17 protein-coding genes are annotated in these 18,136 nt (G+C 66.0%); 7 read left to right on the top strand and 10 right to left on the bottom strand.

Annotated elements, in window-relative coordinates:
* Nucleotides 1-44 precede the first annotated feature (44 nt).
* The 8 genes from BLM15_RS25265 to BLM15_RS25240 form a co-directional block, all read right to left on the bottom strand.
* On the bottom strand, nucleotides 45-872 hold the full coding sequence (locus BLM15_RS25265) for a glycosyltransferase family 2 protein (RefSeq protein ID WP_236846422.1): 828 nt from the start codon (nucleotides 870-872) through the stop codon (nucleotides 45-47).
* Between the two features lie 18 nt (nucleotides 873-890).
* On the bottom strand, nucleotides 891-1,046 hold the full coding sequence (locus tag BLM15_RS31675; protein ID WP_206438718.1) for a hypothetical protein: 156 nt from the start codon (nucleotides 1,044-1,046) through the stop codon (nucleotides 891-893).
* Nucleotides 1,046-2,449 (bottom strand): DUF2793 domain-containing protein, encoded by a 1,404-nt coding sequence (locus tag BLM15_RS25260; RefSeq protein ID WP_126115333.1) that lies wholly within the window; start codon nucleotides 2,447-2,449, stop codon nucleotides 1,046-1,048. The genes BLM15_RS31675 and BLM15_RS25260 overlap by 1 nt, the downstream gene beginning before the upstream one ends.
* Nucleotides 2,450-2,555: 106 nt before the next feature.
* A complete protein-coding gene (locus BLM15_RS25255) occupies nucleotides 2,556-4,388 on the bottom strand; it encodes a carbamoyltransferase family protein (protein ID WP_126115332.1) in 1,833 nt (610 codons plus the stop codon).
* 15 nt (nucleotides 4,389-4,403) lie between these two features.
* Nucleotides 4,404-4,553: a DUF5989 family protein gene (locus BLM15_RS31470; protein ID WP_164470445.1), complete on the bottom strand. Its 150-nt coding sequence runs from the start codon at nucleotides 4,551-4,553 to the stop codon at nucleotides 4,404-4,406.
* Nucleotides 4,554-4,566: 13 nt separating this feature from the next.
* Nucleotides 4,567-5,004 carry an SxtJ family membrane protein gene (locus tag BLM15_RS25250; RefSeq protein WP_236846421.1) on the bottom strand — a complete coding sequence of 146 codons (438 nt, stop codon included), beginning with the start codon at nucleotides 5,002-5,004 and terminating at the stop codon, nucleotides 4,567-4,569.
* A gap of 186 nt (nucleotides 5,005-5,190) precedes the next feature.
* Nucleotides 5,191-5,967, bottom strand: a complete 777-nt coding sequence (locus BLM15_RS25245; RefSeq protein WP_126115331.1) for an SDR family oxidoreductase — start codon at nucleotides 5,965-5,967, stop codon at nucleotides 5,191-5,193.
* Between the two features lie 38 nt (nucleotides 5,968-6,005).
* Nucleotides 6,006-6,692, bottom strand: coding sequence for a GntR family transcriptional regulator (locus BLM15_RS25240; RefSeq protein WP_236846420.1), 687 nt, complete (start codon nucleotides 6,690-6,692; stop codon nucleotides 6,006-6,008).
* Between the two features lie 194 nt (nucleotides 6,693-6,886).
* Between BLM15_RS25240 and BLM15_RS25235 the strand changes: the two genes are divergently transcribed.
* The 6 genes from BLM15_RS25235 (at nucleotide 6,887) to BLM15_RS25210 (ending at nucleotide 15,567) form a co-directional block, all read left to right on the top strand.
* Nucleotides 6,887-8,146 (top strand): ABC transporter substrate-binding protein, encoded by a 1,260-nt coding sequence (locus BLM15_RS25235; RefSeq protein ID WP_126115329.1) that lies wholly within the window; start codon nucleotides 6,887-6,889, stop codon nucleotides 8,144-8,146.
* Nucleotides 8,147-8,310: 164 nt separating this feature from the next.
* On the top strand, nucleotides 8,311-9,186 hold the full coding sequence (locus BLM15_RS25230; protein ID WP_057191370.1) for a branched-chain amino acid ABC transporter permease: 876 nt from the start codon (nucleotides 8,311-8,313) through the stop codon (nucleotides 9,184-9,186).
* Nucleotides 9,187-9,193: 7 nt separating this feature from the next.
* Nucleotides 9,194-11,719, top strand: coding sequence for a branched-chain amino acid ABC transporter ATP-binding protein/permease (locus tag BLM15_RS25225; protein WP_126115328.1), 2,526 nt, complete (start codon nucleotides 9,194-9,196; stop codon nucleotides 11,717-11,719).
* Between the two features lie 202 nt (nucleotides 11,720-11,921).
* The gene (locus tag BLM15_RS25220; protein ID WP_126115327.1) at nucleotides 11,922-12,863 is read left to right on the top strand and encodes a 3-hydroxyacyl-CoA dehydrogenase; all 942 of its coding nucleotides are present in this window, start codon (nucleotides 11,922-11,924) and stop codon (nucleotides 12,861-12,863) included.
* A gap of 38 nt (nucleotides 12,864-12,901) precedes the next feature.
* Nucleotides 12,902-13,834 (top strand): 3,5-dioxohexanoate:acetyl-CoA acetone transferase, encoded by a 933-nt coding sequence (gene kce / locus BLM15_RS25215; RefSeq protein ID WP_126115326.1) that lies wholly within the window; start codon nucleotides 12,902-12,904, stop codon nucleotides 13,832-13,834.
* Nucleotides 13,835-13,932: 98 nt separating this feature from the next.
* The gene (locus BLM15_RS25210; protein ID WP_126115325.1) at nucleotides 13,933-15,567 is read left to right on the top strand and encodes a Na+/H+ antiporter; all 1,635 of its coding nucleotides are present in this window, start codon (nucleotides 13,933-13,935) and stop codon (nucleotides 15,565-15,567) included.
* Between the two features lie 28 nt (nucleotides 15,568-15,595).
* Here BLM15_RS25210 and tam read toward each other — a convergent pair whose 3' ends face one another.
* Nucleotides 15,596-16,378 carry a trans-aconitate 2-methyltransferase gene (tam, locus tag BLM15_RS25205; RefSeq protein ID WP_126115324.1) on the bottom strand — a complete coding sequence of 261 codons (783 nt, stop codon included), beginning with the start codon at nucleotides 16,376-16,378 and terminating at the stop codon, nucleotides 15,596-15,598.
* 46 nt (nucleotides 16,379-16,424) lie between these two features.
* Nucleotides 16,425-17,129 carry an SDR family oxidoreductase gene (locus BLM15_RS25200; RefSeq protein ID WP_126115323.1) on the bottom strand — a complete coding sequence of 235 codons (705 nt, stop codon included), beginning with the start codon at nucleotides 17,127-17,129 and terminating at the stop codon, nucleotides 16,425-16,427.
* 130 nt (nucleotides 17,130-17,259) lie between these two features.
* Between BLM15_RS25200 and BLM15_RS25195 the strand changes: the two genes are divergently transcribed.
* On the top strand, nucleotides 17,260-18,129 hold the full coding sequence (locus BLM15_RS25195) for a LysR substrate-binding domain-containing protein (protein WP_126115322.1): 870 nt from the start codon (nucleotides 17,260-17,262) through the stop codon (nucleotides 18,127-18,129).
* Nucleotides 18,130-18,136: the final 7 nt, after the last annotated feature.

Genomic DNA, 18,136 nt, shown 5'->3' with positions numbered 1-18,136 from the left:
CTCCCATAGAGATCTAAACAATTGAAAATAGTGGGTAAATTGCCTTAGACATCACTCGACTTGCCATTACCGGCCGCCCCTTTGGACGATAGTCCAGCGTCTCGCTGCAAGCGCCGCTCCCAGTGTTTGGCAACCCGCAGATAGCGATAGAAGGCGTAATTCATTGCGGTCATGAAACCATAGGTGCCGCGTAGCGCATGACGGCGCCCGATATAAGCTTTTAGAAAATTGGCCGGAAATTCGAGGATCAGGCGGAACGCCGACAATGTCTCGCCGCGTGAATCGAGGTCGTTGGCCTGCGCCTCGCTATAGGCGTTGAGCTTGTCCATTTGCTCGCCGAGCGAGCGTACCGAAAAATGATGGATCGTGCCCTTCAAGCGCCCAACCCGAGCGGCTGGCAGAAGATCGACCCGATCATGCACCGGGGAGGAAGAGTACCGCCCCTTGGATTTGCGGTAGAGCCTGACGGGCACGAGCGCATAGGCGAAAGGATGCGGCGCCTTCTCCCCGGGGAAAATTTCGGCGATGCGTATCTTGTAAGCGTCGACGGCCGGCTCACCGCTGCGAAAGAGAGCCGCGATTTCAGCGCCGAGGTCAGGCGGCAGCACTTCGTCCGCGTCAAGATTGAGAAGCCAGTCATGGCGGCACTGATCTTCGGCAAAGCGCTTTTGCTGACCGTAGCCAGGCCAGGGATTAAAGATGACTCGGGCTCCGAGCGCTTGGGCTACCGCTTGCGTGCCGTCCGTGGACCCGGAGTCAACTATGACGATGTCGTTGCTGAGGCTGCGTGCCGCCGTGATGGTACGACCGATCCGATCTGCTTCGTTCCGCGCGATGATGAAGATGGAAACTGATAGCACAGCCGCGTCCAACCCTTGTTATTTCAGGGCTTAAGCATGGAAATCCATGAGCGACAAGCTGGACGGGTGGAAGGCCCCACCATCCGTCCAGGCCAGCCCCCGCTCGCTCAGAGCCTGCCGGAACGAGGCTGACAGCCCATAGCCGACACCGGCCAGCGCGCAGCCGAAACGCAGACCTACAGCCATCAGAGCTCCGCATCGAAGGCGATGTTCTCGAAGGTCGCAAAGACGCGTCCCTGTGCACTGGCGCGTATCCTCGCATATCCCATCGCCGGCGAGGCTGCTGCAATAAGGCGCTCGCCATTCATGACATTCAATTCCTGCGTGACCGAATAGCCCGGAGTCGGCGTAGTCCGCATCTGGGTAGGAAACGGCAGGAAATTCGTGAAATAGCTGGCGGCAGCTTGGAAGGTGTCGATCAGCATCGAAAGGCCGGGCCGCCAGTGATAACGCTCGCAGAGCTGGCGCTCCTGTGTCTGGCTGCGCGCCAACCAAGGGCTCGGCGTCAAACCGAACTCGAGTTTGATCGCACGGAAGCTCACCGCGCCGGCCGCAGGCACGAGTTGGACGGTCAGATTTCCTATATCGCCCGCGAACGGAGTCAACGCGACGAAGCGACGGCCGCTTCCAGCAGTGACCGTCCCGGAAGCGCTGCCGATCGTCACGTCGAGATTGCCGCCACTCAGATTTTCGACCGAGAGGCATAGCGGCGTCGACGCGAAGGATGACACGCCCCAGAGCGCCGGCTCGACGATCTGCCGGATTGCGCCGGAGGTCAGCGTCAGGTCGAAGCCGCTGCGGCTGAGGCTGGCGCCGCCGGTATGCGCCTTCCAGCGATCATAGCCATAAGCGCCCGCCGCCAGGACGCCGCCGGCAAAATTGCGTTGGTTGATCTGGAAATCGCCGTTGATCAGCAGGCTCGGCTGCGGCCACTCGCGCGCCCAGCCGCTCGCCGGCAAGGTGACGAGTCCGCTCGTCCGATCGACGACCAGCGCCTCGGTCCAGCTCGCACCATCGGGGCTGACCTTGATCCGGAGCTGATCGTCGCCGGCTAGCCCGATCTCGGCACGGCCCGAATGGCTGTCCTGGAACAGCAGGCTCGCCGTCCGCGCCGCGGCGGCCTTGTTCAGCTTGAGCCGGTGGTCGGTGCCAGCATGGTTGAACAGGCTGGCGTCGGCGGCAACGGCTAGGCGCGTCGTCGTATCGGCTGTCGTATTCACGCCCCAGAGCGCAGCGCCGAGGCTGCTTTCCGGCTGCGAGCGGCGCCATTGCGTACCGGTCCAGACATGATGCTCGGCCTCATCGCTCACCCAGGCTTGCCAGCCGGCGCGCGGCGAAAGGAAGCTCCAGGCGCCGTCCTCGAAGATGGCGAGGTCATCCGCATGCCCGACGAAGACGCCGGAGCCGCTAGCCGGCACGATATAGGCGGAAGTTTCCACGGGAGTCGCCGGAGGCACGGTCTGCGTCCGGCTGGCGACGACGAGATGCACCAGCGCGTCGAGCCGCATCAGCGCATCATTGTGGGTGACGTGTTTCTGCGCCTGCCCGGCGGCGAGCAGGGGCAGGCCAAGACGCGGCGTTTCGCTCATGGGACCTCGCAGGATCGGAGCGGCGCGCAAAACACGCGCCAAGCGGGCCGATTATGCGGGCGCCGGAAGCCGCGGGGATTGATTGTAACTCTATCCCCGTTCGCGCTCAGTCGAGCTCAAACGCGTCCTTGTAGTCGAGCTTCAATGCCGGATTCTGCTCTTCCTTGCGCAGCAGGCAATTGCCGACGACGAGGAGCTCGATCTCCGAGCCCATGAAGCAGCGGAAAGCATCGCTCGCTGTGCAGACGATCGGCTCGCCGCGGACGTTGAACGAGGTGTTGACCACGACCGGGCAGCCGGTCAGCGCCTTGAAGCGCGAGATCAGCTGATGATAGCGCGGATTGGTCTCTTCATGGACCGTCTGGATACGGGCCGAATAGTCGACATGGGTGACGGCGGGGATGGTCGAGCGCGGCACGTTGAGCTTGTCGATGCCGAATAGCGCTTTCTCGTCGTCGGTCATCTCGCGCCGCAGCTCCTCGCGCACATCGGCGACGAGCAGCATGTAGGGCGAATCGCCGTCGATCTCGAACCAGTCGGCGACGTCCTCGCGCAGCACCGAGGGCGCAAACGGCCGGAAGCTCTCGCGGTACTTCACCTTGAGATTGAGCGTCTTCTGCATCGCCGGCGAGCGCGGATCGCCGAGGATCGAGCGGCCGCCGAGCGCACGCGGGCCAAACTCCATCCGCCCCTGCATCCAGCCCACCGCCTTGCCGTCGGCGAGACCCTGCGCAGTGGCCTCGATCAGCGTGGCATCGTCCAGGACGTCGAACTTCGCCCCGGCGGCCGTCAGCTCGGCAGCTATCTCGGCCTGGCTGAATTCCGGGCCGAGATAGCTGCCACGCATGGCATCGCCCTTGGCGGACACCTCGCGCGGCTTGCCGTGGAAGAGGTGGTAGCCGGCCAGTGCAGCTCCGAGCGCCCCGCCGGCATCGCCCGCCGCCGGCTGAATCCAGAGCCCGTCGAACAGGCCCTCGCGCAGCAATTTGCCATTGGCGACGCAGTTCAACGCGACGCCGCCAGCGAGGCAGAGATTCTTCTGCCCGGTCTCGGCCCGGATCGAGCGGGCGAGTCTGAGCACGATCTCCTCGGTCACCGCCTGGATCGAGGCTGCCATATCCATATGGAACTGGGTCAGCAATTGCTCGGGGCCACGCACCGGCTCGCCGAACAAAGCGGCGAACTTGTCGTTGGTCATGGTCAGGCCGACACCGTAGTTGAAATAGCTCTGGTCGAGCTGGAAGGAGCCGTCCTCCTTCAGGTCGACCAGCGTCTCCAGCATCAGCTTGGCGAAGCGCGGGGTGCCGTAGGGCGCGAGCCCCATGACCTTGTACTCGCCGGAATTGACCTTGAAGCCGATGTAATAGGTCACGGCCGAGTAGAGCAGCCCGAGCGAATGCGGGAAGTGCAGCTCCTTGTGGACCTTGAGGTCACTGCCCTTGCCGATGGCGAGTGTCATCGTCGCCCATTCGCCGACGCCGTCCATGGTCAGCACCGCCGCCTCCTCGAAGGGTGACGGATAGAAAGCGGAGGCTGCATGCGAGAGGTGATGCTCGGTGAAGAGCAGCTTCTCGACATCGAAGCCGGCTGAGAACGTCTTCAGCTCCTTGGCGATGATCTGCTTCTGGAACAGCTTGTCCCTCAGCCAGAGAGGCATCGCCATCTTGAACGACTGGAAGCCGCGCGGCGCGAAGGAGAGATAGGTCTCGAGCAGGCGCTCGAACTTGATGAAGGGCTTGTCGTAGAAGACGACCGCGTCGAGCTCGTCGAGCCCGCAACCGGCGACCGAGAGGCAGTACTCGACCGCATGCTTCGGGAACTCGGCGTCGTGCTTCTTGCGCGTGAAGCGCTCTTCCTGCGCCGCCGCCTCGATGCGCCCATCGACGACCAGCGCGGCCGCGCTGTCGTGATAGAGCCCCGATATCCCGAGAATGCGCATCGCGGCCGGGCGCTCTCAGAACAGCGTGTAGATGAAGGGCGCGATCGCGCTGCCCTTGGTCAGGAACAGCAGGCCGCCGAGCAGCACGCACATCAGAAGAATCGGCACCAGCCAGAACTTCTTTCGCGCCGCCATGAAGCGGAAGAACTCGCGCAGGAACGACATTGGCCTATCCAGGTCAGAATTGATCTTTCATCGAGACCGGTTCCGGTCCCGGCGGATCGCGAACGATCCAGTAGCTCTTCGCCTCCGGCTGCTTCTTCAGCCTGAGGAAATCCTTGCCGACCAGCCGGGCGACAAACGCCATCGGCGTGAAGACGAGGAAGAACAGGATGCCGAGCACGACCGGGTTGATGATCATGGCCAGCAGCAGGCCGAACTTCATCCAGAGCCGGTTCAGCGGCGCGAGCATGGCCGGCCGGATCAGCGCGACGGCGAGGAAACCGGCGGCGACCAGCCCGAGCCAGGGCCAAGCTTCACCCGAATGCCAAGCGGTGTAGAGCCCGATCAGCGCGAAAACGGCAGCAAAGACGAAGCCGAAAGAGCGATCGCTCGATCCTTCGTGGTCGTCATGGCCGGCCCCGGCCCCAAATTCGTGATGGATGCCCTTCGACAAGCCGCCGCTCCTGTTCAGGCGGCATCCTCTAGGCGATTAAGGGAGGAAGGTACAGGGCGAGCAAGGCACAGGCTTTTCCCGTCATGGTCGGGCCTGTCCCGACCATCCACGTCTTGGCCGGTCGAATGCAGTGTTCAAGACGTGGATGCTCGGCACAAGGCCGAGCATGACGAACCGCGAGCGGCGTCAGCTCAGCATCCGCGTATCACCGCAGACCGAGATCTCCTGCCCGGAGATCGTCTTGGCGAAGGGCGAGGCCAGGAAGACGATCTGCTTGGCGATGTCATTGGGATCGACGAACTGCTTGATCGAGACGCCGGCGAAGAGCCGGTCCGTCATCTCGTCATGCGAGACATTGAGCGAGCGCGCCTTGTTGGCGATGACGCTCTGGATGCGCGGCCCGTCGACGAGGCCGGGGCAGATCGCGTTCGCACGGATGCCGAACTCGCCGAGCTCGGCCGAGAGTGCCTTGGTGAAGCCGATCACGCCCCATTTCGCCGCGGCATAGGGCGAGCGCAGCGGGAAGCCGTGCTTGCCGGCCTGGCTCGAGAGATTGACGATCGAGGCGTTCTTCGACTGCTTGAGATGCTCGACCGCGAGCCGGGTGCAGTTGAACTGGCCAGTCAGGTCGATCGCGACGCAGGAATCCCAGTCCTCCGGCGCGATCTCGTCGACCCGCCCGGTCGGGCCGGCGATGCCGGCATTGTTGACAAGGCAATCGAGGCCGCCGAGCGCCGCCAGCGTCTCCTCGAACAGCCGCGCCACCGCCTTGCGGTCGGAGACGTCGCAGATAGAGCGCGTGATCGCAGGATCGCTCTCAGCCATCTCGGCGAGCGCCTTCTCGTCGACATCGCAGATATGGACTCTGGCGCCCTCCGCCGCGAAGGCACGCGCCGTCGCCCGTCCGATGCCATTGGCGCCCGCCGTCACCAGCACGCGCAATCCCTTGATCGTCAGATCCATCGTTTCCGTCCCTTTTCCTTCGTTCTCAAGCGAGCCGGCTATTCCGCCAGCCGCGCCGTCCGTTCGATATGCTCCGCCGCAGCGCTGATGTCCTCGACCAGAGCCTGCTTTGCCGCTGCCGGATCGCGCCGCCGCAGGGCCGCCAGCAACTGGGCATGCGCGACGACGGCACTGCCGCCGTCGAGCCGGCGCGGCTCATGCCGCATGTCGAGATTGAGAATCGGCCCGGCCTTGAGCCAGAGGCGAGAGATCATCTCGATCAGCGAGGGCATGCCCGCGGCTTCGTAGAGCGCAAAATGCAGGTCGCGATTGGCGCCGACCGCAGCGGCAGGGTCCGGCGGGTCTTTTGCCGCGGCCAGGAACGCCGCCTCATGCTGGGCGACCACGGCGATCTGCGCGTCGGTGATCACCTTCGTCGCTTCCTCGGCCGCAAAGCCCTCGACCACCAGCCTGATCCGGGTGAGTTCGCGGAACTGCGCCAGCGTCAACACCGGTACGCGCACCGCCCGCCCCGGCAGAACCTCCAGCGCCTTATCCGCGGCGAGCCGGCTGACCGCCTCGCGCACCGGCATCATCGAAACACCGAGCGCCTCGGCGACGCGGCGCAACGAGAGCTTCTCGCCCGGCGCCAGCCGTCCAGCAATCAGCAGCGCCCGAAGCTCGCCGGTGACCCGTTCGCCCAGCGTTTCGTGGAGCAGGGAGCCAACCTCGTCGAGTGCCGACACCTCTCCCACCTTCCCCGTTCCGGGGGAAGCAGACCGCGCTTGCGGCGCGTCGGAGGGCTGGACTCGGGCAACCATGTCTGCCAACCTAACTGTGATCACAGATCACGACAAGCGGCTCCGAAGCCGCGCAAACCAAGAACGACGATCGACGCAATCCGACGCCAAAGAGCGCGGGAGAGTTCTGGGAGGAACGCATGTCAGAGCAGTCAAGGATCAAGGGCCTTTCGCGTCGCCAGACGCTGGTCGGGCTCGGCGCTACGGCCACCGGCCTCATCGCCAGCCCGGCGGTCATTCTCGCGCAGACGCCGGAGGCGATCCGCTTCGGGCACCTGACACCGCGCACCGGCTTCCTCGGCCCGCTCGGCGAATACGGCGTCATGGCCGCCGATCTCGCCGCTGAGGAGATCAACGCCGCCGGCGGCATCAACGGCCGCAAGCTCGAATTGCTCAAGGAGGACTCGGTCAATCCGCAGACCGCCTCCACCAAGGCCGAGCGCATGATCGAGCGCGACAAGGTCGCCTGCATCATCGGCGAAATCTCTTCCGCCTCCTGCCTGACGATCTCGCAGGTCGCGGCCCGCAACAAGACGCTGTTCCTCAACACCGGCGGCAATTCCGATGCGCTGCGCGGCGAGAGCTGCAACCGCTACATGTTCCATGTCGAGCATCAGAACTCGATGTATGTGAAGAGCTGCGGCCGCTCGCTGCTGGCCCAAGGGCTGGTCAAGGGCAAGAAGTGGTTCTCGCTCACCGCCGACTACGCCTTCGGCCATGACCTCAGCAAGGTCGCCAAGCGCTTCATGGAAGCCAATGGCGGCCAGTTCGCCGCCGACAAGCTGGTCCCGACGGATGCGACCGACTTCTCGGCGCTGCTGCTCGAAATCCGCGCCGCCAAGCCCGATCTCGTCATCTCCAATCTCGCAGGCAACCAGATCACCAACTTCCTCAAGCAGTATTCCGAATTCGGCCTGACCTTCCCGGTCGCCGGCTTCGGCTTCGACACGGCCCTTGCTTGGGCCGCCGGCAAGGATAATTTCGGCGGCACCTGGCCCTGCGTCTGGCATCATTTGATCGATACGCCCTCGACCAAGGCCTTCGTCGCCGCCTTCATCAAGAAATACGGCAAACCGCCGGAGAACCAGGCCTGGGGCGACTATGTCGGCGTCAAGGTCATGGCCCAGTCGATGAACGAGCTGAAGTCGACCGACACCGCCAAGATCCTCGAACACTTGGAAAAGGGTGCGAAATTCGACGTGATGAAGCCGCGCCAGGGCTATTTCCGCGCCTCCGACCACCAGCTGATCAGCGAGATGTACACGATCACCGCCCTGCCGGCGACGCAGGTCAAGAACCAGTGGGACCTCTTCACCTCCTCGGCCCCGGTGCCCGGCCCGAACGAGGACATGGAGGTCATCGCCACCCAGGGCGACGAAGCCGTCTGCAAGATGAGCTGAGGCGCTCACGTCATTCTCGGGCGAAGCGAAGCGCAGACCCGAGAATCTCATGACGGGAAGGCGTTGGCTGGCGCCTCCTTCGGCCTGAGATGCTCGGGTCAAGCCCGAGCATGACGGCGCTGCCGTCCCATCACCCCATCGCGTAACTCCGCAAAGGCGATCCCTTGCTCACCCTTTTCATCCAGCAGGTGCTGAACGGGCTGCTCGACGGGGTCTATTACCTCCTGATCGCGCTCGGCCTGTCGCTGATCTTCTCGCTCGGCGGCATCGTCAACCTGGCGCATGGCGCCTTCTATGCGATCGGCGCCTATCTCACGATCGTGCTCGCCCCCCATATCGGCTTCGGCGGCGCCATCATCGCCTCGCCGGTGCTGGTCGCCCTGATCGGCATCGTCATCGAGCGCGGCCTGTTCCAGCGCTTCTACCGTTCCGACCCGATCCTCTCGCTGCTGCTGACCTTCGGCCTCGCCATGGTCGCCGAGCAGTCGCTGCGCATGATCTTCGGCGCGCCGCCGCTCTCCTTCTCGATCCCGCCGGCGCTGCGCGGCCAGATCTTCATCGGCGACTTCATCTATTCCCGCTATCGGGCACTGCTGATCCTGATCGCCGCGGCTTGCGTGCTCGGCCTCTGGTTCCTCCTGCAGCGCACCGCCTTCGGCCGCGTCGTGCGGGCCGGCGTGCAGAACCCCGACATGGTCGGCGCGCTCGGCATCTCGCTTCAACCCTACATGATGACGGTCGCCGGCATCGGCATCGGCCTTGCCGGTCTCGCCGGCGTGCTGCTCGCGCCAATCTATTCGATCCACCCGGCCATGGGCCAGGAGATCATCACCCCGGCCTTCGTCGTCGTCGTCATCGGCGGCCTCGGCTCCTTCTGGGGCGTCGTCGTCGCCGCCCTGATGGTCGGCCTGGTCAAGGGCATCACCATCGGCCTTGGTCTGACGCAATGGTCGACCGCGGTGATCTACCTGATGATGCTGCTCGTCCTGCTCTTCCGTCCGCGCGGCCTGTTCGGCGAGCGCATCCAGCGCTTCGAGTGAGGCCGACATGACCAGCTTCCAGCGCGACTACCTGCCCCTCGTCCTCGCCGCCCTCGGCCTCGCCCTGCTGCCCTCTCTGATGCATGCGGTCGGACTCGGCACCACCTCCGCCACCGAGGTCGTCGTCTTCGCCATCGCCTGCATGGCCCTCAACGTGCTGGTCGGCACCACCGGGCTCGTCTCCTTCGGCCATGGCGCCTGGTTCGGCATCGCCGCCTATGCTGCCGGCCTGATCCAGCGCAACTGGCTGCCCGGCCAGTTCGCCCTGCCGATCCTGCTCGCGGTCGCGCTCGTCGCGCTGATCGCCTTCGCCTTCGGCGCCCTGATCCTGCGCCGCAAAGGCGTCTATTTCTCGCTGCTGACGCTGGCGCTCGCCGCCATGATCTATTCGGTCGCCTTCCGCTGGACCTCGGTCACCGGTGGCGAGGATGGCTTAGGCGGCATCAAGCGCCCGCTCTTCGCCGGCGTCGATTTCGAGGTCGCCCTGCTCTTCTACATGCTGGTCGCAACGATCGGCTTCGCCGTGGTCTACGGGCTCTGGCGCTTCCATCGCTCGCCGGTCGGCACTGTCCTCGTCGCCATCCGCGAGAACGAGCAGCGCGCCCGCTTCCTCGGCTACGCCACGAACCGCTACAAGCTCGTCGCCTTCACCGTCTCGGCCGCGTTGACCGGGCTCGCCGGCACGCTCCTCCTCTTCAACAACCGCATGACCTCGGCCGAGCCGATCTCGGTCGCCTTCTCCGGCGAGCTCTTGGCGATGGTGGTGATCGGCGGCATGCGCTCCTTCCTGGGGCCGGCGCTCGGCGCGCTCTTCTTCGTCGTCTTCCGCGACTTGCTCTCCAGCGTCACCGAGAACTGGCTGTTCTGGTTCGGCCTGCTCTTCGTCGCTTTCATCGTCTTCTCGCCCGATGGCCTTATCGGCGTCGGCCAGCGTCTGCTCAAGCCCTTCCGCAGGCAGGTCGCAGAGGACGCGGCGATGTCGGCCCGCAAGGCCGGCGCTGTCGAGCTCCCGGCCTTCATGAAGCCGAAGGATGCCGGCGACGGCACCATCCTGACCGCGACCGGCCTCGCCAAGAGCTTCGGCGGCATCAAGGCGGTCGAGAACGTCGACATCGCCATGCGCGACCGACGCCTGCATGCGCTGATCGGCCCCAACGGTGCCGGCAAGACAACTGCCTTCAACCTGATCTCCGGCATGTTCGCGCCCGATCGCGGCGAGGTCCGCCTGCGCGAGCGCAATGTCGCCGGACTCTCCCCGGAGGCGATCACCCGGGCCGGCATCGGCCGCGCCTTCCAGATCACCAACCTGTTCCCGACGCTCTCGGTCGCCGAGAACGTCCGGCTCGCCGTGCAGGCGCGTTCAGCCCAGCGCTTCGGTCTCTGGCAATCCGCCGCCGCCCTCGACCAGGTCAATGACGAGACCCGCCAGGTCATCTCGACCATGGGCCTCTCCGGCATCGAACAGGCGGAGGCGGGCTCGCTCAGCTATGGCGGCCAGCGCCTGCTCGACATGAGCCTCGCCCTCGCCACCAGCCCACGCATCCTCCTCCTCGACGAGCCGCTCGCCGGCCTCGCCGCGGCCGAACGCGAGCGCGTCGGCAACCTGATCAAGTCGATCTCGACCGATCTGCCGGTGCTGCTGGTCGAGCACGACATCGACCGCGTCTTCGCCATCGCCGACCATGTCACGGTGATGAACGAGGGCTCGGTGCTGGTCGACGGCACGGTCGAGGACGCCCGCTCCTCGCCCAAGGTCCAGGCGGTCTATATCGGCTCCGGCGCCCATGCGCTGGCCGAGAAGCCGCGCGAAAGCGCCGCCGGCGACAAGGTCCTGCTGGGACTCAATGAGGTCGACACCTTCTACGGCAAGAGCCACATCTTGCGTGGCGTCACCTTCGGCGTGCACGAGAACGAGATCGTCGCCTTGCTCGGCCGCAACGGCGCCGGCAAATCGACCTTGCTCAAGACCATCACCGGCATCGCCCCGCCCGCCACTGGCACGATCAGTCTCGCCGGCAGCGATATCGCCCGCCTGCCGCCGGCCCAGATTGCCCGCGCCGGCATTGCTTACGTCCCGCAGGGGCGCGGCCTCTTCGCCGGCATGAGCGTCAAGGACAATATGGAGCTCGGGCGCCTGCGCCGGCGCACCGGCAACGGCACGCATTGGGAGGACGAGAAGATCTTCGCCTTCTTCCCCCGCATTCGGGAGCGCTGGCATTCGCCGGCCGATTATCTCTCCGGCGGCGAGCAGCAGATGGTCGCGGTGGCGCGCGCGCTCTCGGGCGACACCAAGGTGCTGCTGCTCGACGAGCCCTTCGAGGGACTGGCGCCGGCGGTGGTCGAGGAGCTGTTCGAGGCCTTCGACAAGCTTCGCAAGGAGATCGCCATCGTCATCGTCGACCATCATCTCGACCTGGCGCTGGCGCTCTCCGACCGCACCGTCGTGCTCGAGCGCGGCCAGGTCACCCATATCGGCCCCTCGCGAGCGTTGAGCCAGGACCTGGCGCTGCGGCGGCAGGTGCTGTGGCTGTGATGGGCAATCCGCTAGACGGCAGAGGCGCGGGGAACCCTTCTCCCGTGTGGGAGAAGGGCAGGGATGAGGGCCTGCCCTATCCGCAGAAGGCGCAGACGGTACCGCCTCGTCCTAATAATCAGCGGCGGTCCCTCACCCCTGCCCCTCTCCCATCCGGGAGAGGGGTTCCCCGCGCCTATCCTATCAATCGAGACCTCCCCGCATGACCAAGATCGCCATCGTCGGCTCGGGCCTGATCGGCCGCGCCTGGGCCACCGTATTCGCCAGCCATGGCTTCGAGGTCGCGCTACACGATGTGAAGGCCGAGGCCGCAAAAGCCGCCCGCGTCCATATCGGCAAGAACCTCAGGGAACTCGCCGGCCACGGCCTGGTCGATGACCCCAAGGGCTCGCTCGCCCGCATCCGCGTCGCCAGAGATCTTGCCGATGCGCTGAAGGGCGTTGCGCTGGTGCAGGAGAACGGACCGGAGACGATCGAGGCCAAGCGCGAGCTCTTCGCGCAGATGGACGCGCTCGCACCGGCCTCCGCCATCCTGGCCTCCTCCACCTCCTTCATCATGGCCTCGACCTTCTCGGAAGAGCTGAAGGGCCGGGCTCGCTGCCTCGTCGCCCATCCGGTCAACCCGCCGCATCTGGTGCCGATCGTCGAGCTCGCCCCGGCGCCCTGGACCGATCCCAAGGTCGTCGCCAAGGCCAAGCGCATCTACGAGCAGGCCGGGCAGGTCGCGATCATGCTGCGCAAGGAGAAGCCCGGCTTCGTGCTCAACCGTTTGCAAGCGGTGCTGCTGGCCGAGGCCTTCCGCCTCGTCGGCGAGGGCGTCGCCAGCGCCGAGGATGTCGACAAGACCATCCGCGACGGGCTCGGCCTGCGCTGGTCGTTCATGGGCCCGTTCGAGACGATCGAGCTCAATGCGCCCGGCGGCATTCCCGACTACTGCGCGCGCTATTCGGAATCGCTCGACCGCATGGTCAAATCCTCGGAGGGGCTCGGCAATCCGTTCAAGCCGGAGACGGTCGCCGAAGTCATGCGCGAATGGCGCGGCGCGCAGGAGGCCAGCCGCATCAAGCGCGTCAGCGATTGGCGCGACAGCCGCCTCGCCGCCCTGCAGGCGCACAAGCGCGCCGCTAAGCGCAAGCCGGCGTGAGTTTCAAAGATTTAGGGATCAGCGAAGGACTTCATCGCATGGCCAAGAACCGCAAAGTCATCATCACCTGCGCCGTCACCGGCGCGATCCACACCCCCTCGATGTCGCCCTACCTGCCGGTGACGCCGGAGGAGATCATCGATGCCGCCGTCGGCGCGGCCGAGGCCGGCGCGGCGCTGGTCCATGTCCACGCCCGCAACCCCAAGACCGGCCAGCCCGATCAGTCGCCGGAAGCCTTCGAGCCCTTCCTCAAGGTGATCAAGCAGCGCTCGAACTGCGTCATCAACATCACCACCGGCGGCGCCCCGACCATGCTGGTCGAGGAGCGGCTGCAGCCCTGCGCCCATTTCAAGCCCGAGGTCGCCTCGCTCAACATGGGCTCGATGAATTTCGGGCTCTACCCGATGCTGAACCGCTTCACGGAGTTCAAGCACGACTGGGAACGCCCGTATCTCGAGGGCTCGAACGACCGTGTGTTCAAGAACACCTTCAAGGACATCGAGAACATCCTGACGACCTGCGCCGAGAACGGCACGCGCTTCGAGATCGAGTGCTACGACATCGGCCATCTCTACACGCTGGCCCATTTCGTCGACCGCGGGCTGGTGAAGCCGCCCTTCTTCGTCCAGTCGGTCTTCGGCCTGCTCGGCGGCATCGGCCCGCATCCCGAGGACGTCGCCCATATGAAGCGCACCGCCGACCGGCTCTTCGGCGACGACTATCACTGGTCGGTGCTCGGCGCCGGCCGCCACCAATTGCCGATCGCGGCGATGGCGGTCGCGATGGGCGGCAATCTGCGCGTCGGCCTGGAAGACTCGCTCTGGCTCGGTCCCGGCCAGCTCGCCAAGTCGAATGCCGACCAGGTTCGCGCCGCGCGCAAGATCATCGAAGGCCTCGGCTTGGAGATCGCGACCCCGGACGATGCCCGCGAGCAGCTCCAGCTCAAGGGCGCCGACAAGGTCGCGTTCTAAAATTGCTTGCACCTGCCTCCGGTGAGCTTGGCTCATCGGAGGCCGAACGATAAACCTCGCGACCGACCCCAGAGCGAACCGGGCCAGCCGCGCAGTCCATGCAGACTTTCACCTTCATCCTGATCCTGGTCATCGCCGTGGTGGCCTCGCAGCCGCTGACCCGGCTGCTCAGGATCATCCCGCTGCCGATCGTCCAGATCACGCTTGGCGCCGCCCTCGCCTGGCCGACCTCAGGCTTCCATACCGCAATCGAGCCGGAGCTCTTCCTCCTGCTCTTCATCGCCCCGCTGCTCTTCGCCGATGCCTGGGAGGCGCCGAAGCGCGAGTACCGCCGGTTGCTGCGGCCGATCCTGTCGCTGTCGTTCGGCCTGGTCTTCTTCACCACCCTCGGCTGCGGCCTCGCTCTGCATTGGCTGGTGCCGTCCATGCCGCTGCCGGTGGCCTTCGCGCTCGCCGCCGTGCTCTCGCCGACCGATGCCGTCGCGGTCTCCTCCATTGTCGACAAGGAGAGCGTGCCGAAGGACCTGATGCATATCCTCGAAGGGGAATCGCTGCTCAACGACGCCTCCGGCCTGGTGATCTTCCGCTTCGCCACCGCCGCGGCCCTGACCGGCAGCTTCTCGCTCTGGCAGGCCTCACTCGCCTTCCTGTTCGCCGTCGCCGGCGGTGTCGCCGCAGGCTTGCTCGCAGTCGTCGTGGTCTCCTGGGCGCTGAAGCTGCTGGCAAAGTTCGATCGGATCGCGCCGGAAGCGCAGGTGCTCGTCGTCATGTTCCTGCCCTTCGCCGCCTTCCTGGCGGCGGAGGCCGTGCATGCCTCCGGCGTGCTCGCCGCCGTCGTCGCCGGCCTGACGGTCGGCCGCACACGCACCGCCAGCCAGCTCAGCGTCTCCGCCTATATGCTCGCCCACTCCTTCTGGACGATGCTCGCCTTCCTCCTCAACGGCACGCTCTTCGTGGTGCTCGGCCTGCAATTGCCGGCGATCATCCGTGCCGTGCCGCCGGCACTGACCAGCTCACACTGGCTCTGGCAGCCGCTCGGCATCGTCGTCGCGCTGACGCTTTGCCTGATCCTGCTGCGCTATCTCTGGATCACGGTGGCGGTCGGGGCCGGACGCATCATCAGCCGGCTCAGGCGCGAGGTTCCGCTCAACGCCACCCCGCGTATCCGTCTTGCAAGCTCGATCGCGGGCGTGCGCGGCGCCGTCACGCTGGCCGGCGTCTTGTCCCTGCCGGTGCTCGCACTCGACGGCTCGCCTTTTCCAGGGCGGGACGTCGCAATCTTTCTGGCCGCCGGCGTGATCCTGCTCTGGCTCGTGATCGCCAGCGTCGGACTGCCGCCGATCGTGCGCGGGCTCGTTGTCGGACACGCCGCTCATGCCACCGAATTGCGGCGGGCACGGATCACCGCGACGGAAGCCGCGATCGCCCGGCTCGAAGGCGTCGCCCATCGCGGCGGTACGGACGGCGCCGCCACGATCGATCAGGCGGTGGCCGAGGGCCTGATCGCGACCTATCGGCGCCGCCTCGCTCTGCTCGACGACGGCACGACGCCGCGGGAGGAGGCAGCGACGCTGCAGAGAGCCGAAAGCACCTTGAGGCAGACTGCTCTGGCGGCCGAGCGCGGAGCCTTGCGCGGTCTGCTCAAGAGCGGCGAGATCGACGACGTGACCTTCAACGCCCTCGTGCACGAACTCGCTTTGCACGACGTGCTGGCCGAGAAGAAGTCCCATTAGTCGCAGGCAGCGGCCTCTGCGGCCGAGGCTACGCCCGGACCGCGAGGATGAACAGGCGCGGGAAACGCAGCAGCACCTTGCCGTCCGGCTCGGCCGGATAGGCGGCTGCGATCTTCTCGCGATAGCTGGCGAGGAAAGCATCGCGCTCCCCGGCCGGCAGCGGGTCGATATAGGGCTTGAGGCCCGTGCTCTTGAACCACTCGACGATCGCATCGTGGCCGGCGAGCGCGTGGACATAGGTCGTCTGCCAGATATCGACCTGGCAGCCGGCCGCCATCAGCCAGCGCCGATAGTCCGAGAACGAGCCGATCACCGCCTTCGAGGCCCGCGCATTGGCGAGGCGGGCCGCCCAGGGCCCCTCGGCGGCGGCCTCGTCCATCGAAACATGCGAGGGCTCGCTCAGATTGTTCGGCATCTGCACGGCGAGCACACCGCCCGGCGCCAGCGACCCGGCCAATCGGGCGAACAGGGCGGGATGGTCGGGAATCCATTGCAGCGCCGCATTGGCGAAGATCAGGTCGTAGCGGCTATCGGCCGACCAGCTCTCCAGATCGGCCAGAGTGAAGGAGAGCTGCGGCAGGCGCTTGCGCGCCTTCTCCAGCATGTCCGGCGAGGAATCGAGCCCTTCGACCTTGGCATCCGGAAAGCGGGCGGCGACGAGTTCAGTGCTGTTGCCCGGCCCGCAGCCAAGATCGATGCAAAGCTGCGGATCGGTGAGGCGCACGCGCTGGATCAGGTCGAGCGGCGGGCGCGTCCGCTCGTCCTCGAAGCGCAGATACTGGTTCGCGTCCCAGTCGACCTTGCCCGTCATCGCGCCTGCTCCGTCCGTCAAACCGTGCGGCGCGATGGCTACGCCTCTAGAGCGAGCGCATCAAGCCGCCATCGACCCGCAGGTTCTGGCCGGTGATGTAGCCAGCGCCCTCCGAGGCGAGGAAGGCGATCGTCGCGGCGATCTCCTCGCTGGTGCCGTAGCGCTGCATAGGCACGCCGTCGCGGCGCTCGTCTGTCTGCGGCAGCGAGTCGATCCAGCCGGGCAGGACATTATTCATCCGCACGTTCTGGGCCGCATACTGGTCGGCGAAGAGCTTGGTGTAGGCGGCGAGCCCGGCGCGGAACACCGCCGAGGTCGGGAAGTTGGCTGCCGGCTCGAAGGCCCAGGCGGTCGAGATGTTGATGATCGCGCCCGACTTCTGTGCCGCCATCACCGGCGCGACCAGCCGGGTCGGCCGGATCACATTCATCAGGTAGACGTCGAGACCGGTATGCCATTGCTCGTCGGTGATCTCGGTGATCGGCGCGCGCGGACCATGGCCGGCGCTGTTGACCAGCACATCGATGCGGCCGAAGCGCGCTATCGTCTCGTCGACCAGCCGCTTCAGGTCATCGTTCGACTGGTTCGAGCCGGTGACGCCGAACCCGCCGAGTTCCTTGGCCAGGGCCTCGCCCTTGCCGGAGGAGGACAGGATCGCGACCTTGAAGCCGTCCTGCGCCAGCCGTTTCGCCGCGGCTGCGCCCATGCCGCTGCCACCGGCGGTGACGATTGCGACTTTTTCTCCTGCCATGGAACGCTCCATCTTTTTGCCGAGGGCGAGCAGCGCTGCGAGCAACGCCGCTCATTCTCGCCTTTCTCGCATTAGCCGCGTAAACTCGCCAGCGAGTTGGCCAGCGTCATATCGATAGAAAAACTACTGCATGACCGAACCGCAGCAGCGCCTGCCCTCGCTCAACGCGTTGCGCGCCTTCGAGACGGCCGCACGGCATCTCAATTTCCGCGCTGCGGCCGATGAGCTCGGCGTTACCCAGGGCGCGGTCGCGCAGCATGTCCGCGGCCTCGAAAGCGAACTTCGCCTGAAGCTGTTCGAGCGCCAGCCCCGCCTGCTCGCTTTAACCAGCGCCGGCCGCAGCTACGCGACCCATGTCGCCCGCGCCTTCGCCCTGCTGGCCGAGGCGACAGACACTCTGCGCCCACAGCCGCTGCGATTGACGATCAGTGCGACGCCGAGCATCGCGGCGAAATGGCTGGTGCCGCGCCTGCCGGACTTCACCACCGCCCATTCGCAGCTCGAACTCAACATCCTCGCCAGCGACGCGCTGGCGAACTTCCAGTCGGATGGCGTAGACATCGCCATTCGCCAGGGCCGCCCCCCGTTCGGCCCCGGCCTGACCGCCGACCTCCTGTTCGAGCACGAGATCGTCGCGGTCTGCCAGCCCGCCATGCGCCCATCCGAGGAGGACCTGGCGAGTCTGCCACTGCTACGCGATGGACACGATCTCTGGCCGGAATTCTTCGAGCGCGCGCTCGGCCGGCCCATGCCTCTGGCGATCCGCAGCACGCGCTTCAACCAGACGGCGCTGGCGATCGATGCCGCGATCGCCGGCCAGGGCATCGCGCTGGCCAGCCGCTTCCTGGTAGAACCTGATCTCGCCGCCGGCCGCCTCGTGCTGGCGACGACGGCGAACATGCGCGGCGGCCTCGATTTCTACGTCGTCAGCGCCCGCAAACCGCGGCACACCGAGCAGACCGCGCTGGTCAGGACGTGGCTGCTCGCCCAGCGCGGCTGAGGCGAAC

Origin of the sequence: Bosea sp. Tri-49 (genome assembly GCF_003952665.1) — a bacterium.
Classification (GTDB): domain Bacteria; phylum Pseudomonadota; class Alphaproteobacteria; order Rhizobiales; family Beijerinckiaceae; genus Allobosea.
Note: the sequence above shows the minus strand (reverse complement) of the source record. Positions and strands in the feature narration are given on the sequence as shown.

What these genes read in the sequence shown, in the direction of transcription:
- BLM15_RS31470 (WP_164470445.1), bottom strand. Translation starts at nt 4,553, where the DNA reads ATGTCGTTCCTGCGCGAGTTCTTCCGCTTCATGGCGGCGCGAAAGAAG.
- BLM15_RS25245 (WP_126115331.1), bottom strand. Translation starts at nt 5,967, where the DNA reads ATGGATCTGACGATCAAGGGATTGCGCGTGCTGGTGACGGCGGGCGCC.
- BLM15_RS25210 (WP_126115325.1), top strand. Translation starts at nt 13,933, where the DNA reads ATGCAGACTTTCACCTTCATCCTGATCCTGGTCATCGCCGTGGTGGCC.
- BLM15_RS25200 (WP_126115323.1), bottom strand. Translation starts at nt 17,129, where the DNA reads ATGGCAGGAGAAAAAGTCGCAATCGTCACCGCCGGTGGCAGCGGCATG.
- BLM15_RS25195 (WP_126115322.1), top strand. Translation starts at nt 17,260, where the DNA reads ATGACCGAACCGCAGCAGCGCCTGCCCTCGCTCAACGCGTTGCGCGCC.
- BLM15_RS31675 (WP_206438718.1), bottom strand. Translation starts at nt 1,046, where the DNA reads ATGGCTGTAGGTCTGCGTTTCGGCTGCGCGCTGGCCGGTGTCGGCTAT.
- BLM15_RS25255 (WP_126115332.1), bottom strand. Translation starts at nt 4,388, where the DNA reads ATGCGCATTCTCGGGATATCGGGGCTCTATCACGACAGCGCGGCCGCG.
- BLM15_RS25220 (WP_126115327.1), top strand. Translation starts at nt 11,922, where the DNA reads ATGACCAAGATCGCCATCGTCGGCTCGGGCCTGATCGGCCGCGCCTGG.
- BLM15_RS25225 (WP_126115328.1), top strand. Translation starts at nt 9,194, where the DNA reads ATGACCAGCTTCCAGCGCGACTACCTGCCCCTCGTCCTCGCCGCCCTC.
- BLM15_RS25260 (WP_126115333.1), bottom strand. Translation starts at nt 2,449, where the DNA reads ATGAGCGAAACGCCGCGTCTTGGCCTGCCCCTGCTCGCCGCCGGGCAG.
- kce (WP_126115326.1), top strand. Translation starts at nt 12,902, where the DNA reads ATGGCCAAGAACCGCAAAGTCATCATCACCTGCGCCGTCACCGGCGCG.
- tam (WP_126115324.1), bottom strand. Translation starts at nt 16,378, where the DNA reads ATGACGGGCAAGGTCGACTGGGACGCGAACCAGTATCTGCGCTTCGAG.
- BLM15_RS25235 (WP_126115329.1), top strand. Translation starts at nt 6,887, where the DNA reads ATGTCAGAGCAGTCAAGGATCAAGGGCCTTTCGCGTCGCCAGACGCTG.